The organism is Campylobacter sp. CCUG 57310 (assembly GCF_013201975.1).
Lineage (GTDB): Bacteria > Campylobacterota > Campylobacteria > Campylobacterales > Campylobacteraceae > Campylobacter_A > Campylobacter_A canis.
In genome coordinates this window covers 1011853-1029798 of sequence record NZ_CP053845.1, presented here as the reverse complement: position 1 = coordinate 1029798, position 17946 = coordinate 1011853, and the positions used below count along the sequence as shown (strand labels likewise).

The window sequence follows — 17946 nt, the reverse complement described above, 5'->3', positions numbered from 1 at the left end:
TTATGTTTATAAAAGGTTTTTTTTCAAACAGCGTAGGCATACTTACTTCAAGGGTTCTTGGACTTTTTAGAGATCTGCTTACGGCTTCGACTTTAGGTGCGGGAATTTATAGCGATATATTTTTTATAGCCTTTAAGATACCTAATCTGCTTCGCCGAGTATTTGGCGAAGGAGCGTTTTCGCAAGCTTTTTTGCCAAATTTTACAAAAGCGCAAAAAAAAGGAATTTTCGCGGCTGAAATTTTTTTCAAATTTCTATTTTTTATTGCGATTTTAACTTTGCTTGTAAATATCTTCGCTCCTCAATTTACTAAAATAATCGCAACGGGACTTAGCAATGAGGACATTGCTAACGCAGTGCCTTTAGTAAAGATAAATTTTTACTATCTGGCGCTTATTTATATAGTTACATTTTTAGCATCCTTGCTTCAGTATCGTCAGCACTTCGTTACCACGGCATTTTCGACAGCGCTTTTAAATTTAGCCATGATTGCTTCGCTTTTTTTATCACAAGGCAAAGAGCCCAAGATAGTGGCTTACTATCTTAGTTTTGGCGTGGTGGCGGGTGGAATTTTGCAAGTCATAGCCCATCTTATAGCGCTTTATATGACATCTATGTCAAGGCTGTTTTTTGGAGGAATTTTAAGATTTATAAAAGGCAAAAGAGCAAATTCCAAAGGATTTTTTACAAATTTTTATCACGGGCTTTTAGGCTCTTCGGCTATGCAGATAAGCTCATTTATGGATACTTGGCTGGCTAGCTTTTTAGCGGCAGGAAGTATAAGCTATCTATTTTATGCAAACAGAATTTTTCAGCTTCCGCTTGCGATATTTGCCATCGCGCTTTCGACTGCGCTTTTTCCAAAGATAACAAAACAAATCAAAGCCAAAAACGAAGCAGAAGCTCTAAAATGGATGAATAAAAGCTTTGAGTTTTTGTTTTTATTGCTTGCTGCGGCTATGCTGGGCGGGATTATTTTAGCTCATCCTATCATAAAGCTGCTCTTTGAAAGAGGAAGTTTTGACACGACAAGCACTTATGAGACCGCTAGAGTTTTGCAAGCTTACATGATAGGACTTTTGCCTTTTGGTTTAAGTAAGCTCTTTTCGCTTTGGCTTTATGCAAAACTTCAGCAAAAAATCGCTTCTAAAATCGCGATGATATGCTTAGGGGCAAATTTAATCCTTGCAGTGATCTTGATACGTCCTTATGGGGCTTTTGGGCTTGCGCTTGCCAGCTCGCTTGGAGGCTTTGTGCTGCTTGCTTTAAACATCAAAGCTTTTGGCGCAAGGGAATTTTTAGCTATAATCAGCTTTAAAAGACTAAGCGTAATGGTCGCTGCCTTGAGCGTTTTTGCTCTGATTTTAATATTTTTAAGGAATTTTATAGATGCAAATTTTTGATAGCGTAAAAAAAGAGAAAGTTAAATTTGAGCCGATTGATGAAGGCGTAGTTAGAATTTACGTCTGCGGGCCTACGGTCTATGACGATTCGCATTTAGGACATGCCAAAAGCGCTATAAGCTTTGATCTGCTTAGGCGTGTTTTTATCGAGCTTGGATATGATGTCAGATTTGTAAAGAATTTTACCGATATAGACGACAAAATTTTAAAAAAGATGAGTGAAACAGGCGAGAGCTTAGAGGCTATAACGAGCCGTTATATAAAAAGCTATAAAGATGATATGAGAGCTCTTAACGTGCTTGAAGCCGATATCGAGCCAAAAGCTACGCAAACACTTGAAGAGATGATAGAGTATATAAGAAATTTGCTTATTGAAGGGTTTGCTTACGAGATTTCCGGTGACGGGATTTACTTTGAAATCTCAAAAGATAGCGAGTATCTAAGCTTAAGCGGCAAGAGTGAAACAAATGAAAATATAGCCCGCGTGGAGAGCAATGAGCTTAAACGCAATGAAAAAGACTTCGTGCTTTGGAAATTTGACGAGGCGTGGTATGAAAGTCCGTTTGGCAGAGGTCGTCCGGGCTGGCACACCGAGTGCGTGGCGATGATAAAAAAGCACCTCTCAAGCGGCAGCAAATATGAGATAGATATACACGCAGGAGGTATCGACCTGCTCTTTCCGCACCATGAAAACGAAGCAGCACAATGCAGATGCGGCGAGAGAAAGAGCCTTGCAAAATACTGGATGCATAACGGATTTATCAAAGTAAATGATGAAAAGATGAGCAAGAGCCTTGGAAATAGCTTTTTTGTAAAGGCGGCGCTTAAAGAAAATTTAGGCGAAGCGCTTAGGTTTTATCTGCTTAGTTCGCACTATAGGGCGCATTTTAATTATTCTGATGAGGATTTAGTTGCGAGTAAAAAGCGACTTGATAAAATTTACCGCCTTAAAAAGCGCGTAGGCGAAGATAATTTAAGCGAAGAGAATTTGGAGTTTAAATCCGAGCTTTTAGATGCGCTTGAAGACGATCTAAACACCTCAAAAGCTCTTGCCGTGATAGATGAATTTGTAAAGATTGCAAACGAACGCCTTGATCAAAATCCAAAAGACAAGGCTTACAAGGGCGAAATTTTAGCGAATTTAAGGCTGATAGCGCGAGTGTTTGGGATATTGCAAGTTGATGTTTATGAATATTTTCAATTTGGCGTAAGTGATGAGCAAAAAGCGTTTATAAATGAGCTTATAGCCCAAAGAAACGAGGCAAAAGCCGCTAAGGACTATGCAAAAGCGGACGCTATTAGAACCAAGCTTTCGGATATGCAAATAGCTATTATGGACACCCCTAACGGCACGATATGGGAGAAATTATGAGCCTAAAGATGAATCTAAAAGATGTCTTAAGGCGTTTTAGCCCATACTTTAAGGATTATATACCGCAGTTTGCGCTAGCCATTCTTGGAATGCTGCTTGCAAGCGGCGGCACGGCAGCGTCTGCATGGGTAATCGAGCCTGTATTAAATAAAATTTTTATCGATAAAAATAAAGAGCTTTTATATCTGCTTCCTTACGCGATAGTCGTGATTTGCTTCCTAAAAGGGCTCGGAATCTTTTTACAAGCTTATTTTACAGCCTTCATCGGACAAGATGTGGTAAGGAGATTTCGCGAGAAGTTGCTTGCAAATTTGCTAAATTTGGATATGAAATTCTTTAACGACTTTCGAACAGGCGAGTTAATAAGCCGAAATATCAACGATATAGAGCGCATTAGAAATATCGTCTCTTCGATGATTCCTGAGATGATAAGAGAAAGCATAACGATACTTGGGCTTCTTTGCGTGGTGATATATCAAAGTGCCCAGCTTGCGTTTTTTGCTCTTATTGTTTTGCCGGTTGCGATATATCCACTATCTTTACTTGCTAAAAGGATGAAAAAACTTTCAAGAGCGGCTCAAGAAAAGACATCCGATATTAGCTCGCGCCTTAGTGAAATTTTTACGAATATCGAGATAATAAAAGCAAACAACGCACAAGATTATGAGCATACAAGATTTGTTGAAGATAATAATAAATTTTTCAAACTGAATTTAAAAAGTGTAAAAGTCGATGAGTCGGTAAGCCCTATAATGGAAGTTATCGGCAGTATCGGGATTGCAGCCGTTGTTATCATTGGCGGCAAGGAAGTTATAGACGGACAAATTACCATGGGAAGTTTCTTTTCGTTTTCAACTGCACTTTTTATGCTCTATACTCCGGTAAAGCGAATTTCAAGGCTTTATAATAAGATACAAGACGCAGTTGCGGCCGCCGAGAGGACATTTGAACTGCTTGATAAAAAGCCTATAATAACAAGCGGCACAAAGCAAATTCCAAGCGTGATAGAATCTATAGAATTTCAAGATGTCAGACTAAAATACGACGATAAAGAGGTCTTAAAAGGCATAAATTTAAGCGCTTTAAAATCTCAAATGATAGCACTTGTCGGCTCAAGCGGTGGAGGCAAAAGCTCTATCGTAAATTTACTCATGCGATTTTACGACACTCAAAGCGGGCAAATTTTAATAAACGGTACCGATATACGCGAATTTGATCTAGCTTCGCTTAGAGATAACGTGGGGCTTGTTAGCCAGCGTGTTTATATATTTAATGACACGATAGCTAAAAACGTAGCTTATGGGCGAGAATTTGACGAAGAGGCGGTAAAAGACGCGCTTAAAATGGCAAACGCTTATGAATTTGTTATTTCGCTTGAGGATGGCATCAACACCGTCTTAAACGAATTTGGCACCAATCTTTCAGGTGGGCAACGCCAAAGAATAGCAATCGCAAGAGCGCTTTATAAAAACCCTCAAATTTTGATATTTGACGAGGCAACATCGGCTCTTGATAACGAAAGCGAGAGACAAATTTCAAATGCGATCGCTAATTTACAGCACGAAAAGATCATTTTTGTCATAGCTCACCGCTTAAGCACTGTTGAAAATGCCGATAAAATCGCCGTTGTAAGCGACGGAACGGTAGTTGGATTTGGTAGCGATAAAGAGCTTAGCGATAGCTGCGAGATATATCAAAAACTAAAAGGAAAATCGCTAATTTAAGTTCAAATTTGCTAAAATTCGCGAAAATTGAAGGATAAATTTTGGATTATAATACCCTAAAATCTATTTTTTTTAAATTTCAGCCGGAAACTGCACATAAAATCGCAGAGTTTGGACTAACTTCGCTTTCATCGGTATTTCCGGGCTCTCTTAGCTTCCTTGCAAATAAGTGCGTAGTAAATGACGCAAGGCTTCAGCAAAATTTATTTAACATAGTTTTTAATAATCCGGTAGGAATCGCCGGCGGGTTTGATAAAAACGCAGTAATGATAAAGCCTTTAACCGCGCTTGGATTTGGGCATATCGAATTTGGAACCATTACTCCAAAAGCACAAAAGGGAAACGACAAGCCAAGACTTTTTAGACTTGTGGAAGAAGAAAGTATCCAAAACGCGATGGGATTTAATAACGAAGGCGCAAAAAGCGTATCAAAAAGAGTAAAAAAACTATATCCTTTCGTTATCCCTCTTTTTGCAAATATCGGCAAAAACAAAGTTACTCCAAATGAAAAAGCCATAGATGACTATGAAAATTTAGTGCGGGAATTTAATGAAATTTGTGACGCTTTCGTGATAAACGTCTCTTCGCCAAATACTCCAAATTTGCGTGCTTTACAAGAAGAAGACTTTATAAAAGAGCTGTTTTCTCGTATCCGTCCGCTTACTTCTAAGCCGATTATCTTTAAAATAGCTCCTGATATGAGTTATGAAAAAGCTGTAGAAATTTGCTCCTGTGCCGTTGTTAACGGAGCGGACGCGCTTATAGTAAATAACACGAGCGTTGATTATTCGCTTTCAAATTCGCCTAATCTGCAAAATTTCGGAGGACTTAGCGGCAAAGTTATAACCGAAAAATCGGCAATGCTTTTTAAGGCTGTTGCAGATGAGCTGTTTGGTAAGACCATACTCATAGCAAGCGGTGGCATAGATAGCGGTGCAGAGGCGTATAGGCGCATAAAAATGGGTGCAAATTTAGTTCAAATTTATACGGCTTTTATATTTAAAGGACCTTTTGTTTGCCAGATGATAAATTCAGAAATTTTAAGACTGCTTGAAGCTGATGGATTTGCCCATATAAGCGAAGCTGTCGGAGTAGATATAAGAAAATAAATAAAAATTTAAGGTAAAAAATGCTTTTAAAATATTCAAAAACTAAGTTAAAAAACGGCTTTGAGATCTATCATATCCCCCTAAACAAAGGCTCGGGCGTGATAAGTGTGGATCTTTTTTATAAGGTTGGCTCCAGAAATGAAGTAATGGGCAAAAGCGGTATCGCGCATATGCTTGAGCACCTGAATTTCAAATCGACTAAAAATCTAAAAGCGGGCGAATTTGACGAGATAGTAAAGGGCTTTGGCGGTATGAATAACGCAAGCACGGGATTTGATTATACACACTATTTTGTAAAATGCTCAAAGCAAAATTTAGATAAATCGCTTGAACTATATGCCGATATCATGTCAAATTTGAGCCTAAAAGACAAGGAATTTCAGCCTGAGCGCGACGTTGTTCTTGAAGAGCGCAGATGGAGAACTGACAACTCGCCTATCGGGTTTTTGTATTTTACACTTTTTAATAGCGCATTTATCTATCATCCATACCACTGGACGCCGATAGGGTTTATAGAAGATATCAAAAACTGGAGCATTGAGGATATAAGAGAATTTCATGCGACTTACTATCAGCCTAAAAACGCGATACTTCTAATAAGCGGCGATATAGATAAAAAATCAGCCTTTGAGCTTGGTAAAAAGCACTTTGAGGGCATTAAAAACTCACGAGAGATACCAAAACTGCATTGCATAGAGCCCGAGCAAAACGGTGCAAGAAGGGTTGAAATTTATAAAGATAGCGAGGTTGAAATGCTTGCTATGGCGTTTAAAGTGCCTTCTTTTACTCACGAGGATCAAGTCGGTCTAAATGCGCTAAGCGAGTATCTAAGTAGCGGAAAAAGCTCGCTTTTGCATAGAATTTTAGTAGATGAAAAATGCCTTGCAAATCAAATTTACGCTTACAATATGGACAATATCGACGAGAGCTTGTTTATCATCATGGCCGTTTGCAATCCTGACATCAAAGCCGAAGTCTTAGAGCAGGAGATAAAGGCGATTTTAGAAGGCGTTAAGACGGGTAAAGTTGATAAAGATGAGATAACTAAGATAAAAAATAGCATAAAGTCTGATTTTGTATATTCGTTTGATAGCGCTTCAAGAGTGGCGAATTTATACGGAAGCTTCCTAGCTCGCGGAGACATCAAACCTCTTTTTGAACTTGAGAGCAAGATAGAAAATTTAAAAGCTAAAGATATAAATGAAATTTGCAAAAAATATTTCACCGAAAAGACCTCCACAACGGTAATCTTAAGAAAGGATGCAAAGTGAATAAAAGAGTCATACAAGGCGCTATGACAGCGCTTATCACGCCTTTTAAAAACGGTAAATTAGACGAACAGGCTTACGAAAAGCTCATAAAACGCCAGATAAAAAACGGCATAGACGCCGTGGTGCCTGTAGGAACGACCGGAGAGAGTGCTACGCTAACTCATGATGAACATAGAATTTGTATCGAGATAGCCGTTAGCGCTTGTAAGGATACGGGAGTAAAGGTTCTTGCGGGTGCCGGCAGTAATGCGACTCATGAAGCTGTTGGGCTTGCGCAATTTGCTCAATCGCACGGAGCGGGCGGCATCCTTTCGGTTGCACCATACTACAACAAGCCTACTCAAGAAGGGCTTTATCAGCACTACAAAACCATAGCAAGCAGCGTTGAAATTCCCGTGCTTTTATATAACGTGCCGGGTCGCGTGGGAGTTGATATCCTGCCATGCACTATTTTTAGGCTGTTTAATGATTGTGAGAATATATTTGGAGTAAAAGAGGCTAGCGGAAGTATCGATAGATGCGTAGATCTGCTTGCGCACGAGCCAAATTTGGTCGTTATAAGTGGCGAAGATGCGATAAACTACCCTATCCTTTCAAACGGCGGTAAAGGCGTCATATCGGTAACTTCAAATTTGCTTCCGGATAAAATTTCAGAGCTTACGCACTTAGCGCTTGATGAGGAGTATATCAAGGCAAAAGCGATAAATGATAAGCTTTACAATATCAATAAAATGCTATTTTGCGAAAGCAATCCGATCCCTATAAAAGCGGCTATGTATATCGCGGGACTCCTTGAAACGCTTGAGTATCGCTTGCCGCTTTGTGCGCCAAGTAGTGAAAATTTAAAAAACATAGAAGAGACTATGAAACAATACGAAATAAAAGGATTTTGATAGTGGATAAATTTGCAGATGAATTTAGAGGAAAAACGCTAGTTATAAGCGGAGGTACAAGAGGAATAGGACGAGCGATCGTAGAGGAATTCGCCAAAATCGGAGCAAATATCGCTTTTACTTACAACTCAAACGAAGAGCTTGCAAACACGCAAGCTAAAGAGCTTGAAGAAATTTTTGGCATAAAGGCAAGAGCTTACGGACTAAACATTCTTGAACCGGAAACTTATAAAGATCTATTTGAGCAGATTGATAATGACTTTGATCGCGTGGATTTTTTCATATCAAACGCTATCATTTCAGGGCGCGCGGTTGCGGGTGGGTACACGAAATTTATGAAGCTTCGCCCAAGAGGGATAAATAATATCTTTACAGCCACCGTAAATGCCTTCGTAGTAGGCGCTCAAGAGGCTGCAAAAAGGATGGAAAAAACAGGTGGCGGAAGCATAATATCTCTTAGCTCAACGGGAAATTTGGTCTATATCGAAAACTATGCGGGGCACGGAGCTTCAAAAGCGGCCGTTGAAGCTATGGCAAGATATGCTGCAACCGAACTCGGAGAAAAAAACATCCGAGTAAATGTGGTAAGCGGTGGACCTATCGAAACGGACGCACTAAGAGCTTTTACCAACTACGAAGAAGTGCGCGATATGACGGCTAAGCTTAGCCCGCTAAATCGTATGGGACAGCCGACAGACTTGGCCGGAGCATGCTTATTTCTTTGCTCAAGCAAGGCTAGCTGGATAACTGGACATACATTTATAATAGACGGCGGAACGACATTTAAATGAGCTTAAATTTACCGAATTTACTTGCGTTTTTACGCATTTTACTAGCGCCTGCGATGTTTTATATCCTCGTAAATGCCAATACGCATTTTGAAGATGTGCATATCAGCTGGATAAATTATTTTGCGGGACTTATTTTTGTTATCGCTAGTGTAACCGATTTTTTTGACGGCTATATCGCAAGAGCGTGGGATCAAAAGACCAAGCTTGGTGCCATCATTGATCCCTTGGCCGATAAGATGCTGACTCTGGCTGCATTTTTGGGGCTCATGATGATGGATAGAGCAAGTCCTTGGGCTATATATCTCATCTTGATTCGTGAATTTTTCATAACCGGCTTTCGCGTGGTTATCGCAGCCGAAGGGCTAAATTTGGCAGCTTCAATGGCGGGAAAAGTAAAAACCGTATTTCAAATGATAGCCATAGGATTTTTGATAATGCAGTGGCCGTTTGCAAATTTACTACTCTGGATAGCGGTTGGATTAACGCTATATTCGGGGTTTGAGTATATTTTTGCTTATATTAAATCGGATAAGTAAATTTGGTTTTATCATCGCGACCTATTTAAAATTTTAAATTATAATTTGCTAAATTTTAAAGGAATTTTTTGAAAAGCAATGTATTTATAGTATATTTGGCAAGCTTTGTTGTGGTTGCTGCAGGTCTTAAGGCTGCAGGCACGATAGTTTTGCCGTTTTTGATAGCTGTTTTTATAGCTATCGTTATCTCTCCCGCGATCAATCAGCTTCAGAAGCTAAAGCTACCAAGAATAGTCGCGTTTATCTTGGTTGTGGGGGTTATTTTTGTATCTTTGGGCTTTGTTACAAATACCGTTATAAGTACCATAAATGGGCTTTTAGGACATCTTCCGGAGCTTCAAGCTAAATTTAAAATTTTCAACGATCAAGTGATAAGCATTTTGGCTAAATACGGAGTTGAAGATGTTCAAAAGATCATCCCAAGCGATTATGACCCGAATAAAATTTTCGCAAACCTCGGCACGCTTTTAAGAAGCAGCACAGAGCTTGCTTCAAAGAGTTTTTTTATATTTTTGCTTGTTACGTTTATGCTTTTTGAAACGCACATATTTAGGCAAAAGGTTGATTATTTTGCCAGCAAAAACCCGCAAGCCGAGATGATCGTAGATACCTTTATCTCAAATTTAAAGCGCTATCTTGAGATAAAGACCATAGCTTCTTTTGCGACGGGAGTTTTTATATTTGCAGGGCTTGAGATGCTTGGTGTGCCTTACGCTCCGCTTTGGGGGATTGTCGCTTTTGTTTTAAACTTTATCCCGACTATCGGCTCTATCATAGCGGCGTTTCCTGCGATACTTGTTTCGCTTCTTATAAACGATATTAGCACGACGTTTTGGACCGTGATACTATATCTTGTCGTGAATTTAGCTATCGGAAATTTTATTGAGCCGAGATTTCTTGGCAAAGGGCTTGGCATAAGCACTCTTGTTGTGCTGCTTAGCCTTCTTTTTTGGGGATTTTTATTCGGTATCGGCGGTATGTTTTTGGCAGTTCCGCTTACTATGAGCCTTAAATTGGCTCTTGATGCCAACCCTAACACGAAATTTATCGCCGTTTTACTTAGCGATAAGATTGAAAGGTAGAATTTGAAAAGTATAATATTTGTTATTTTACTCTTAATTGCAGGCGTTTATGCCTACTCTTGGTATTTTTTTATAACGGTTTTTGCCATCTCGTTTTTGGTATTTTTCCATGAGCTTGGACACTTTACGGCTGCTAGGATACTTAAGGTCGGCGTTCTTAAATTTAGTGTCGGATTTGGCGAGAGCCTATACTCAAAGAAGATCGGACAGACCGAATACGCCATATCAGCCATCCCGCTTGGAGGCTATGTAAGCCTAAAGGGGCAAGACGACTCAAACCCTGCGGCAAAAAGCATGGATGATGACAGCTACAATAAACTAACTCCTCTTGGACGTATCTTTATCCTCTTTGCAGGACCGTTTTTTAACTTCGCTTTGGCGTTTTTGCTTTTTATCGCACTTGGATATATCGGCGTAGATAGACTGGCTCCCGTTGTGGGAAGCGTTGTGCCTGATTCGGCAGCCCTACAAGCTGGCATCATGAAAAACGATAAAATTTTAAGCATTGATGGAGTTACTATCCGCGAGTGGGACCAGATAACTAAGCAAATTTTACCAAAGCCTACAACGATAGAAATAGAACGCGAAGGCAAAATTTTAACCATAAATTTAACCCCAAAGATAGGCGAGAGCCTAAATCTATTTCGAGAGAAAATCCAAAAACCGCTCATCGGCATATCCCCAAGCGGAGAGATAATAAATTTAAAAAACACAGGTCTTAACTCGATCAAATTTGCATACAAAGAGACGCTTGAGGCTTCAAAGCTCATATTTATAGGTATAGGTAAACTGATCGAGGGTGTCGTGCCAATGAAGGATATGGGTGGGATAATCCAAATAGCCGATATCACATCAAAAGCAGCTAAAATCGGTATCTCAACCCTGCTCATCATCACTGCTTTGATATCTGTAAATTTAGGTGTGCTAAACCTGCTGCCCATCCCTGCGCTTGACGGCGGACATATACTTTTTAACCTTTATGAGCTGATTTTTCGCCGCGAGATGAATGAAAAAGTCTATATTGGACTTACTTACTGCGGCTGGGCTTTGCTGCTAACGCTTATGATATTTGCAACGTTTAATGATATTTTAAGATTAAGCGGTAGCGGACAATGAGCAACTTAGAAGAAATTTTAAAACGTATTAATAGCACCGGTCTAAATGAAGCCGTAAAGCTAGTTGCCGTCAGTAAAAACGTAACCGTAAAAGAAGTTTTAGAGCTTTTTAATGAGGGGCAAGTTGATTTTGGTGAAAATAGAGTCCAAGAACTTAAAAACAAACAGCAAATTTTAGCTGAAATTTTGCCACAAAATCCTATAAAATGGCACTTTATCGGTCGCCTTCAAAGCAATAAAATAAACCAGCTCATATCTTTGCGACCTACTCTTTGGCAAAGTTGCGAAAGCCTTAAAGCTGCTCTTGAAGTGGATAAAAGGCTTAACTATGAGCTTGAGTGCTTGCTTCAGATAAACTCCGCCGAAGAGGAGAGTAAGCAGGGTGTGGAAGCTAAAATGGCGGTGGAGACATTTTTATCTATCAAAGAGAGATGCAAATTCCTACGCCCCGTGGGTGTAATGAGTATCGGCGCGCATGTTGATGATATAAAGACTATCCAAAAAAGCTTTGAAACTACGCGCAAAATTTATGAAGAACTTGAGCAGTATGGAGCTAAAATTTGCTCTATGGGGATGAGTAGCGACTTTGAACTAGCTATAAAATGCGGCTCAAATATGGTTCGTCTTGGGTCTGTTTTGTATAAATAAGGCTAAAACATGAACAAAGATATAGAAACAACAAAAAAGTTTGTATCAGAACTAGGCTATGTTATTGTCTGCATAGGCATAATTTTAATATTAGCGGGAGAAGGATTTCCTTTCTTTTACTTGATGGCAATAAATATGGCAGTTTGTCTTTTGTATGCAATAACTCCAATTAGGAAAAATAACTACATTTTACTTGTTATCCTTATATTGATTGCAAATTTTTTAATATTATTTAATGCAGAAGGATGGAATGAAGGAAGTATGCAAGGACGATATTATTATATAGAAATACTAAAGCCTACAACAGATATGATTTATGGTACTATTCTCTTTTCTGGTTTTCTTTTTGGTATTCCTATTATTTTATATATATTCTTAATAAATTCTCTAGCTAAACTTACGCACTATCTATCAAATACGGATAAATTTAAAACAAAAGAAGAGCTTAATAAAAAGTAATAAATTTCTGCTTGGCCAGTGATGACACAAACCAAGCGGATTTAAAAGTTAAATTTGAGCTTTTATGTCGCTTGCCCATTTATCTATACGTTTTTCGTACTCTTTATCGCCCTTCGTATCAAGCACTAGTCCGATAAATTTACCGTTTATAAATGCAGATGAGTAGTCAAATTTATATCCGTCCTTATCTTTTGCACCAAGCAATGAAGCTCCCTTTACAAAAGGCAAAAACTCAACTATCCCGCCACAGAAGTTATCGCCGTGGCGCTCTTGATTGCCAACTCCTATTAAAGCTACTTTTTTACCTTTTAAATTTGCCTCTTTTAGCAAGCCAAGCTTTGCCTTCCAATCCTCATGAAGCTCGCCAAATCCATAACTTGAGCTTGCTAAGATCAAAAGATCAAAGCCTTCAAATTCGCTTGATTGCGCTACATCTTTAACCGCTTTTATCACTTTAACTTCGGCACCCAACTTAGCTGCCGCATATTCGCACGCTTTTTGCGTATCGCCTTTGCCTGTTGCGTAAAATATTCCTATCATTTCTTTATCTCCTTTGCATATTTTATACCTAATTCATAAGCTTTTGTATTAGCCTCATGCACCTTTGGCGGCACCTTTGAGAGCATAACTTCGCGCACTAAATTTGCGTCCATGCACCCACTCATCTCAACCGCCACACCAAGCGCAACTACGCTTTGAGTTATGACGTTTCTAACCTCGTCTTTTGCGATAGTGATGATGGGAATTTCATAAATTTGCCACCTCTTTCTATCCTCATCGCTTGCGTGAACCAAATTTGGCTCTATGACGATGATACCGCCGTCTTTAACACCCTCTTTAAATAGCTCAAAGCTTACCTGAGCCGTCGCAAGCATAAATTCTATCTCGCCTTCGTTTGCATAAGGATATAAAATTTCATCTTCGCTAAGCAAGATATCAACCTTCGTCGGCCCTCCTCTAACCTGCGATGTATAAGTCGAGGCCTTAACCCCGTATCCGCCCTCTTCTATCTTGGCTGCGGCTAGAATTTCACCCGCTAGTATAACACCCTGACCGCCCACACCTACAAATCTAAGCTGTCTTTTCATATCATCGCTCCAAAGTCGATTTTCTCTCCACTCTTAGCGGCTTTTATCACCTGATCGTAGGCTTTGGTGTATTCGGTTTTGGTTGTGTCGTGATGCAAAATTCCAAGCGGGAATTTGCCCTTTTGCTCATCCTCGCTAAGAGCATCAAATTTCGTTTTGCTCACGCAAAGCGACTCTATCCATTCAAGAGTTTGAACGGCTTGAGCCATCTTGTTTTTTCTGCCTAAATTTATATGACAGTTTGAAAACACGTCAAAGAAGCTGTATCCGTCGTGAGCAAAGCCTTCGGCTAAAATTTTCTCTAGCTTTGTAGCTTCTATAACGTTTTGCCTAGCTACAAATGTCGCTCCAGCCGCGATTGCAAGCTTACAAGCATCAAAGCTTGGATCGATGTTTCCAAGTTGCGCCGTAACCGTCCACATTCCGCGCGGAGTAGTCGGGCTGGTTTGGGAGTTTGTAAGCCCGTAGATGAAGTTGTTTATGAGGATATGGTTTAAGTTGATATTGCGCCTACAGCCGTGTATAGTGTGGTTGCCGCCTATAGCAAGCCCGTCTCCGTCACCGGTTACTACGATCACGTGTTTGTTTGGATTTGCCAGCTTTATGCCCGTCGCATAGGCTATTGCTCGTCCGTGAGTCGTGTGAACGGTGTTGCAGTTCATATAAGAGCTAAATCGTCCGGAGCAGCCGATACCAGAAACCACGCAGACATCATCCATATCCCATCCAAGCTTATCTATAGCGCGAATGACCGCTTTAAGTATCACGCCGTCGCCACATCCCCAGCACCAAAGGGTCGGCATCTTGTCTATTCTTAGATATTTATCGTAGTTAAATGCCATCTTAAAACTCCCCTATCTTGGCGATGATCTCTTGCGGGCTGATCGGTCGTCCGTTTGCCTTGTGAAGCGTTTTAAAGCTCTCTTTAAGCGTTGCCTTTTGAATTTCGCCCGTGTATTGACCTAAATTTAGCTCGCAGATTAAAATTTTCTCAAATTTTGCACTGATATTTTTTAGCTTTTCTTTTGCTACCGGAAATAGCGTAATAGGCTTAAACAGCCCTACTTTCAAGCCCTCTTTGCGTAAAATTTCAACCGCCTCTTTAGCGGCTCTTGCCACGCTTCCGTAAGCTATGATGCAAATTTCAGCGTCATCTAGTCTATACTCCTCAAAAGAGTCTATCTTGTCGGTGTGAGCATTTATCTTGTTAAACAGCCTGTTGATGTTGTATTCTACTATCTTGCCGTCTTCTGTAGGAAAGCCGGTTTCGCCGTGATGAAGCCCCGTGATATGATATCTGTAACCTTTAAAAAATTTATTCAAAGTCGCCGGCTCATCGCTTGCGGCTTTGTAAGGCTTATACTCGCTTGCCTCGCCTTCAAACTGCTTTCTATTATAAATTTCAAGCTCGCTAAGTTCAGGCAAAATCGCCTTAGCGTGCATGTGCCCTATAGTCTCATCAAGCAGTAAAAACACAGGCGTCATGAAACGCTCGGCTAGATTAAAGGCTCGAATAGTCTCAGTGTAGCACTCCTCTAAGCTTGCAGGAGCGATAACTATGCTGTTTATATCGCCGTGGCTCGGGTTTTTTGCCTGCAAGATATCGCCTTGTGATACGCGTGTAGGAAGTCCCGTACTTGGTCCTCCGCGCATTACATTTACGATCACGAGCGGAATTTCGGCGATAAATCCAAGCCCTATCTGCTCGGCCTTAAGCGAGATCCCGGGTCCCGAGCTTGCGGTCATAGCCTTAGCTCCGCTCATAGCGGCTCCAAGTGCTACTGAAATTCCCGCTATCTCATCTTCCATTTGGATAAATTTGCCGTCGTTTTTTGGCAAAAGCACGCTTAGCTCGTGAGCTATCTCGCTTGAAGGAGTTATCGGATATCCGCCAAAGAAGTTACATCCCGCATCTATCGCAGCAAGTGCTACTAGCTCATTTCCGCTTGATATGATCTCTCTCATATTAGGCTCCTAGCTTTTCGTAGCGGTTAGCTTTTACGGCTTGGGCCCTAGCCTTACTCTCCGCGCTAAGTTTAGCAAATTTAAAGCCCTTATCGGCTACATAAATCGCAAAATCAGGACAGTGAAGCTCACAATCCCTACAGCCTATACAGGCCTCTTCGTGCACTACCTCTATCATCTTACCAAGCACAGCACTTGGTTCTAGCCTCATACCAAGCACACCTGCAGGACAATAACTAACGCATATATCACAGGCTTTACAGCGAGTCGTATCAACCCAAACTGCGACACCCTCTTTTATCAACATCTGTTTTCCTTGCTTAAAATTTCTAAATTCAGCAATTTTATATAATCTTGCTTAAATTTAAGATTTCAAAAAATAGATAAAATTTATTTTAGTTTTTATTTAAGTAGCGAATATATCCGCTCTGCTTTAAATTTTTATTATCTCTTTAAATTTCGCACCTATATCAGTAGGAGTATCCACGACAAACACGCCTGCTTCTCTAAGCGCTTTCATCTTATACTCCGCACTTCCTTCTATGCCGTTTATAATAGCTCCTGCATGACCCATTTTACGCCCTTTTGGAGCGGAATTTCCTGCGATAAAGGCAACTATCGGCTTTGAAATTTTCTCTTTTATCATCTTGCAGGCTTTTACTTCAAGATCTCCGCCGATTTCTCCTATTAAAAGTATCGCTTTGGTATCATTATCAGCTTCAAAAAGCTCTAAAAGCTCCTCGTAAGCCATTCCTATAACGGCGTCTCCGCCTATGCCCACGGCGGTTGAAATTCCAAACCCCGCTTTGATGATCTCGTTTGCACCTTCGTAGGTTAAGGTGCCTGATTTGGATATGATACCGATGTTGGTTTGCGCTCGCTTAAAGACAGAGCTTGGCATGATGCCCAGCTTACACTCGTTTGAGCTTATGATACCCGGGCAGTTTGGTCCGATGATACGCATTCCTTTTTTGATCGCGTAAGCTTTAGCATGAAGCATATCAAGCACAGGCACATGCTCGGTGATAACTACGGCTAGTTTTATGCCGGCGTCCGCAGCTTCGATTATAGCGTCTTTTGCAAAGGCGCTTGGCACAAAGACTAAGCTTGTATCGGCTTTTGTCGCATTTACGGCTTGCTCTACCGTGTCAAACACGGGCAAATTTAGATGAGTTTGCCCTCCTTTAAAAGGAGTTACTCCGCCTAAAATTTGCGTGCCGTATTCTAGACAGCTTTGAGAGTGAAATGTCCCTTCCTTGCCCGTAAAGCCCTGCACGATAACTTTCGTGTTTTTATCTATTAATATGCTCATATTAAATCTTTTTCGTTTGCGAATTTAACGGCCAATCTTGCGCCATCAAGCAAATTTTCAACTACATGCAAATTCTTTAACTCCGCACTTTTTAGCATATCCATAGCCTCGGTCGAATTTGTCCCTTGAAGTCTGATTACGATAGGGGTTTTTAGCTCAAATTCTTTAGCCGCTTCTAAAATTCCGCCGGCAATCCTATCGCACCTTACGATACCGCCAAAGATATTTACAAATATCGATTTTACATTTTTATCGCGAAGTATTATCTCAAAGGCTTTTGCCACGCTTGCAGGGTTTGCCGAACCGCCTACGTCTAAGAAATTTGCGCTCTTTCCACCTGCGTTTTGGATGATGTCCATAGTAGCCATGGCAAGCCCAGCACCATTTACTATACAGCCTACATTGCCTTCTAACTTGACGTAGTTAAGCCTGCTTTTTTTGGCTTCAAGCTCACTTGGTTCCTCTTCATCGTCATCTTTAAGGGCTAAAATTTCGCTATGCCTAAAAACGGCGCTGTCATCAAAGCTCATCTTCGCATCAAGCGCGTAAAATTCATCCTTGGAAGTTAAAACCAAAGGATTTATCTCTATCAAATTCGCATCTTTGCTTATATAAATTTGATAAAGCTTTTTTAAAATTTCGCTAAATTTTAGGCTTAACTCCTTGCTAAATCCAAAAAATCCTATCAAATTTAAGATATGAAAGTCGCGCAGTCCGATCTGCGGATCTACATTTACCTTTTTGATAAGCTCGGGATGATCCTTGGCGGTCTCTTCTATACTCATTCCGCCCTCTTTTGAGGCGATTATGCTAATGTTTTCCTCTTTTCTGTCAAAGGCGAGACTTAGATAAATTTCTTTGCTTATATCAAGCGCTTCCTCGATATAAATTTTTCTAACGACTTTGCCATCTTTTGAGGTTTGGGGAGTTATAAGGCTCATGCCAAGCATATCTTTTGCGATACTTTCAACTTCGCTTAGGCTTTTGGCTATCTTTACGCCACCGCCAAGACCCCGACCGCCTGCGTGAACCTGAGCTTTAATGACGAATTTATCGCCATTTAGCTTTTTTGCGGCTTGCAATGCCTCATCGATTGAGTAAGCGAGCTTGCCGCCCGCTACGTTTATGCCAAATTCCTTTAAAATAGCTTTTGCTTGATATTCGTGAATGTTCATTTT

The 17946-nt window shown here is 40.4% G+C and carries 19 protein-coding genes; 12 read left to right on the top strand and 7 right to left on the bottom strand.

The features are described 5' to 3' along the window. Positions 1-2 precede the first annotated feature (2 nt). The 12 genes from murJ to CORI_RS05030 all read left to right on the top strand — a co-directional run bounded on the left by murJ (position 3) and on the right by CORI_RS05030 (position 12403). Entirely contained in the window at positions 3-1403 is a 1401-nt protein-coding gene (gene murJ, locus CORI_RS05085; RefSeq protein WP_173031079.1) for a murein biosynthesis integral membrane protein MurJ, read from the top strand. After that, entirely contained in the window at positions 1390-2775 is a 1386-nt protein-coding gene (cysS, locus tag CORI_RS05080; RefSeq protein ID WP_173031078.1) for a cysteine--tRNA ligase, read from the top strand. The genes murJ and cysS overlap by 14 nt, the downstream gene beginning before the upstream one ends. Further along, positions 2760-4499 carry an ABC transporter ATP-binding protein gene (locus CORI_RS05075; RefSeq protein ID WP_254064884.1) on the top strand — a complete coding sequence of 580 codons (1740 nt, stop codon included), beginning with the start codon at positions 2760-2762 and terminating at the stop codon, positions 4497-4499. The genes cysS and CORI_RS05075 overlap by 16 nt, the downstream gene beginning before the upstream one ends. A 41-nt stretch (positions 4500-4540) precedes the next feature. Further along, complete coding sequence (locus tag CORI_RS05070; protein ID WP_173031077.1) at positions 4541-5608, top strand: quinone-dependent dihydroorotate dehydrogenase; 1068 nt, start codon at positions 4541-4543, stop codon at positions 5606-5608. A 20-nt stretch (positions 5609-5628) separates the two neighbouring features. Continuing rightward, entirely contained in the window at positions 5629-6879 is a 1251-nt protein-coding gene (locus tag CORI_RS05065) for a pitrilysin family protein (protein ID WP_173031076.1), read from the top strand. Next, positions 6876-7772 (top strand): 4-hydroxy-tetrahydrodipicolinate synthase, encoded by an 897-nt coding sequence (dapA, locus tag CORI_RS05060; RefSeq protein ID WP_173031075.1) that lies wholly within the window; start codon positions 6876-6878, stop codon positions 7770-7772. The genes CORI_RS05065 and dapA overlap by 4 nt, the downstream gene beginning before the upstream one ends. Before the next feature lie 2 nt (positions 7773-7774). Next, complete coding sequence (locus tag CORI_RS05055) at positions 7775-8563, top strand: enoyl-ACP reductase (RefSeq protein WP_173031074.1); 789 nt, start codon at positions 7775-7777, stop codon at positions 8561-8563. Then, positions 8560-9099 (top strand): CDP-diacylglycerol--glycerol-3-phosphate 3-phosphatidyltransferase, encoded by a 540-nt coding sequence (gene pgsA, locus CORI_RS05050; protein ID WP_169940893.1) that lies wholly within the window; start codon positions 8560-8562, stop codon positions 9097-9099. Before CORI_RS05055 ends, pgsA begins: the two co-directional genes overlap by 4 nt. Positions 9100-9167: 68 nt before the next feature. Then, positions 9168-10181 carry an AI-2E family transporter gene (locus tag CORI_RS05045; RefSeq protein WP_172199696.1) on the top strand — a complete coding sequence of 338 codons (1014 nt, stop codon included), beginning with the start codon at positions 9168-9170 and terminating at the stop codon, positions 10179-10181. 3 nt (positions 10182-10184) lie between these two features. Beyond that, positions 10185-11297 carry an RIP metalloprotease RseP gene (gene rseP / locus CORI_RS05040; protein WP_173031073.1) on the top strand — a complete coding sequence of 371 codons (1113 nt, stop codon included), beginning with the start codon at positions 10185-10187 and terminating at the stop codon, positions 11295-11297. After that, positions 11294-11944, top strand: coding sequence for a YggS family pyridoxal phosphate-dependent enzyme (locus CORI_RS05035; RefSeq protein WP_173031072.1), 651 nt, complete (start codon positions 11294-11296; stop codon positions 11942-11944). The genes rseP and CORI_RS05035 overlap by 4 nt, the downstream gene beginning before the upstream one ends. Positions 11945-11953: 9 nt before the next feature. Continuing rightward, complete coding sequence (locus CORI_RS05030) at positions 11954-12403, top strand: hypothetical protein (protein ID WP_173031071.1); 450 nt, start codon at positions 11954-11956, stop codon at positions 12401-12403. Between the two features lie 48 nt (positions 12404-12451). On the opposite strand, the gene CORI_RS05025 is transcribed toward CORI_RS05030, so the two are convergent. The 7 genes from CORI_RS05025 to sucC all read right to left on the bottom strand — a co-directional run bounded on the left by CORI_RS05025 (position 12452) and on the right by sucC (position 17943). Continuing rightward, positions 12452-12943, bottom strand: a complete 492-nt coding sequence (locus tag CORI_RS05025; RefSeq protein WP_173031070.1) for a flavodoxin domain-containing protein — start codon at positions 12941-12943, stop codon at positions 12452-12454. After that, positions 12940-13491, bottom strand: coding sequence for a 2-oxoacid:acceptor oxidoreductase family protein (locus tag CORI_RS05020; RefSeq protein WP_173031069.1), 552 nt, complete (start codon positions 13489-13491; stop codon positions 12940-12942). The genes CORI_RS05025 and CORI_RS05020 overlap by 4 nt, the downstream gene beginning before the upstream one ends. After that, the gene (locus tag CORI_RS05015; RefSeq protein WP_173031068.1) at positions 13488-14333 is read right to left on the bottom strand and encodes a 2-oxoglutarate ferredoxin oxidoreductase subunit beta; all 846 of its coding nucleotides are present in this window, start codon (positions 14331-14333) and stop codon (positions 13488-13490) included. The genes CORI_RS05020 and CORI_RS05015 overlap by 4 nt, the downstream gene beginning before the upstream one ends. Position 14334: 1 nt before the next feature. After that, entirely contained in the window at positions 14335-15456 is a 1122-nt protein-coding gene (locus CORI_RS05010) for a 2-oxoglutarate synthase subunit alpha (RefSeq protein WP_173031067.1), read from the bottom strand. Position 15457: 1 nt separating this feature from the next. Continuing rightward, complete coding sequence (locus CORI_RS05005) at positions 15458-15763, bottom strand: 4Fe-4S binding protein (RefSeq protein ID WP_173031066.1); 306 nt, start codon at positions 15761-15763, stop codon at positions 15458-15460. A gap of 126 nt (positions 15764-15889) precedes the next feature. After that, positions 15890-16768 carry a succinate--CoA ligase subunit alpha gene (gene sucD / locus CORI_RS05000; protein WP_173031065.1) on the bottom strand — a complete coding sequence of 293 codons (879 nt, stop codon included), beginning with the start codon at positions 16766-16768 and terminating at the stop codon, positions 15890-15892. Continuing rightward, positions 16765-17943 (bottom strand): ADP-forming succinate--CoA ligase subunit beta, encoded by a 1179-nt coding sequence (gene sucC, locus CORI_RS04995; RefSeq protein ID WP_173031064.1) that lies wholly within the window; start codon positions 17941-17943, stop codon positions 16765-16767. Before sucC ends, sucD begins: the two co-directional genes overlap by 4 nt. Positions 17944-17946: the final 3 nt, after the last annotated feature.

What these genes read in the sequence shown, in the direction of transcription:
- cysS (WP_173031078.1), top strand. Translation starts at nt 1,390, where the DNA reads ATGCAAATTTTTGATAGCGTAAAAAAAGAGAAAGTTAAATTTGAGCCG.
- CORI_RS05030 (WP_173031071.1), top strand. Translation starts at nt 11,954, where the DNA reads ATGAACAAAGATATAGAAACAACAAAAAAGTTTGTATCAGAACTAGGC.
- CORI_RS05065 (WP_173031076.1), top strand. Translation starts at nt 5,629, where the DNA reads ATGCTTTTAAAATATTCAAAAACTAAGTTAAAAAACGGCTTTGAGATC.
- murJ (WP_173031079.1), top strand. Translation starts at nt 3, where the DNA reads ATGTTTATAAAAGGTTTTTTTTCAAACAGCGTAGGCATACTTACTTCA.
- sucC (WP_173031064.1), bottom strand. Translation starts at nt 17,943, where the DNA reads ATGAACATTCACGAATATCAAGCAAAAGCTATTTTAAAGGAATTTGGC.
- CORI_RS05015 (WP_173031068.1), bottom strand. Translation starts at nt 14,333, where the DNA reads ATGGCATTTAACTACGATAAATATCTAAGAATAGACAAGATGCCGACC.
- CORI_RS05005 (WP_173031066.1), bottom strand. Translation starts at nt 15,763, where the DNA reads ATGTTGATAAAAGAGGGTGTCGCAGTTTGGGTTGATACGACTCGCTGT.
- CORI_RS05025 (WP_173031070.1), bottom strand. Translation starts at nt 12,943, where the DNA reads ATGATAGGAATATTTTACGCAACAGGCAAAGGCGATACGCAAAAAGCG.
- pgsA (WP_169940893.1), top strand. Translation starts at nt 8,560, where the DNA reads ATGAGCTTAAATTTACCGAATTTACTTGCGTTTTTACGCATTTTACTA.
- CORI_RS05035 (WP_173031072.1), top strand. Translation starts at nt 11,294, where the DNA reads ATGAGCAACTTAGAAGAAATTTTAAAACGTATTAATAGCACCGGTCTA.
- sucD (WP_173031065.1), bottom strand. Translation starts at nt 16,768, where the DNA reads ATGAGCATATTAATAGATAAAAACACGAAAGTTATCGTGCAGGGCTTT.
- CORI_RS05010 (WP_173031067.1), bottom strand. Translation starts at nt 15,456, where the DNA reads ATGAGAGAGATCATATCAAGCGGAAATGAGCTAGTAGCACTTGCTGCG.
- CORI_RS05075 (WP_254064884.1), top strand. Translation starts at nt 2,760, where the DNA reads ATGGGAGAAATTATGAGCCTAAAGATGAATCTAAAAGATGTCTTAAGG.
- CORI_RS05020 (WP_173031069.1), bottom strand. Translation starts at nt 13,491, where the DNA reads ATGAAAAGACAGCTTAGATTTGTAGGTGTGGGCGGTCAGGGTGTTATA.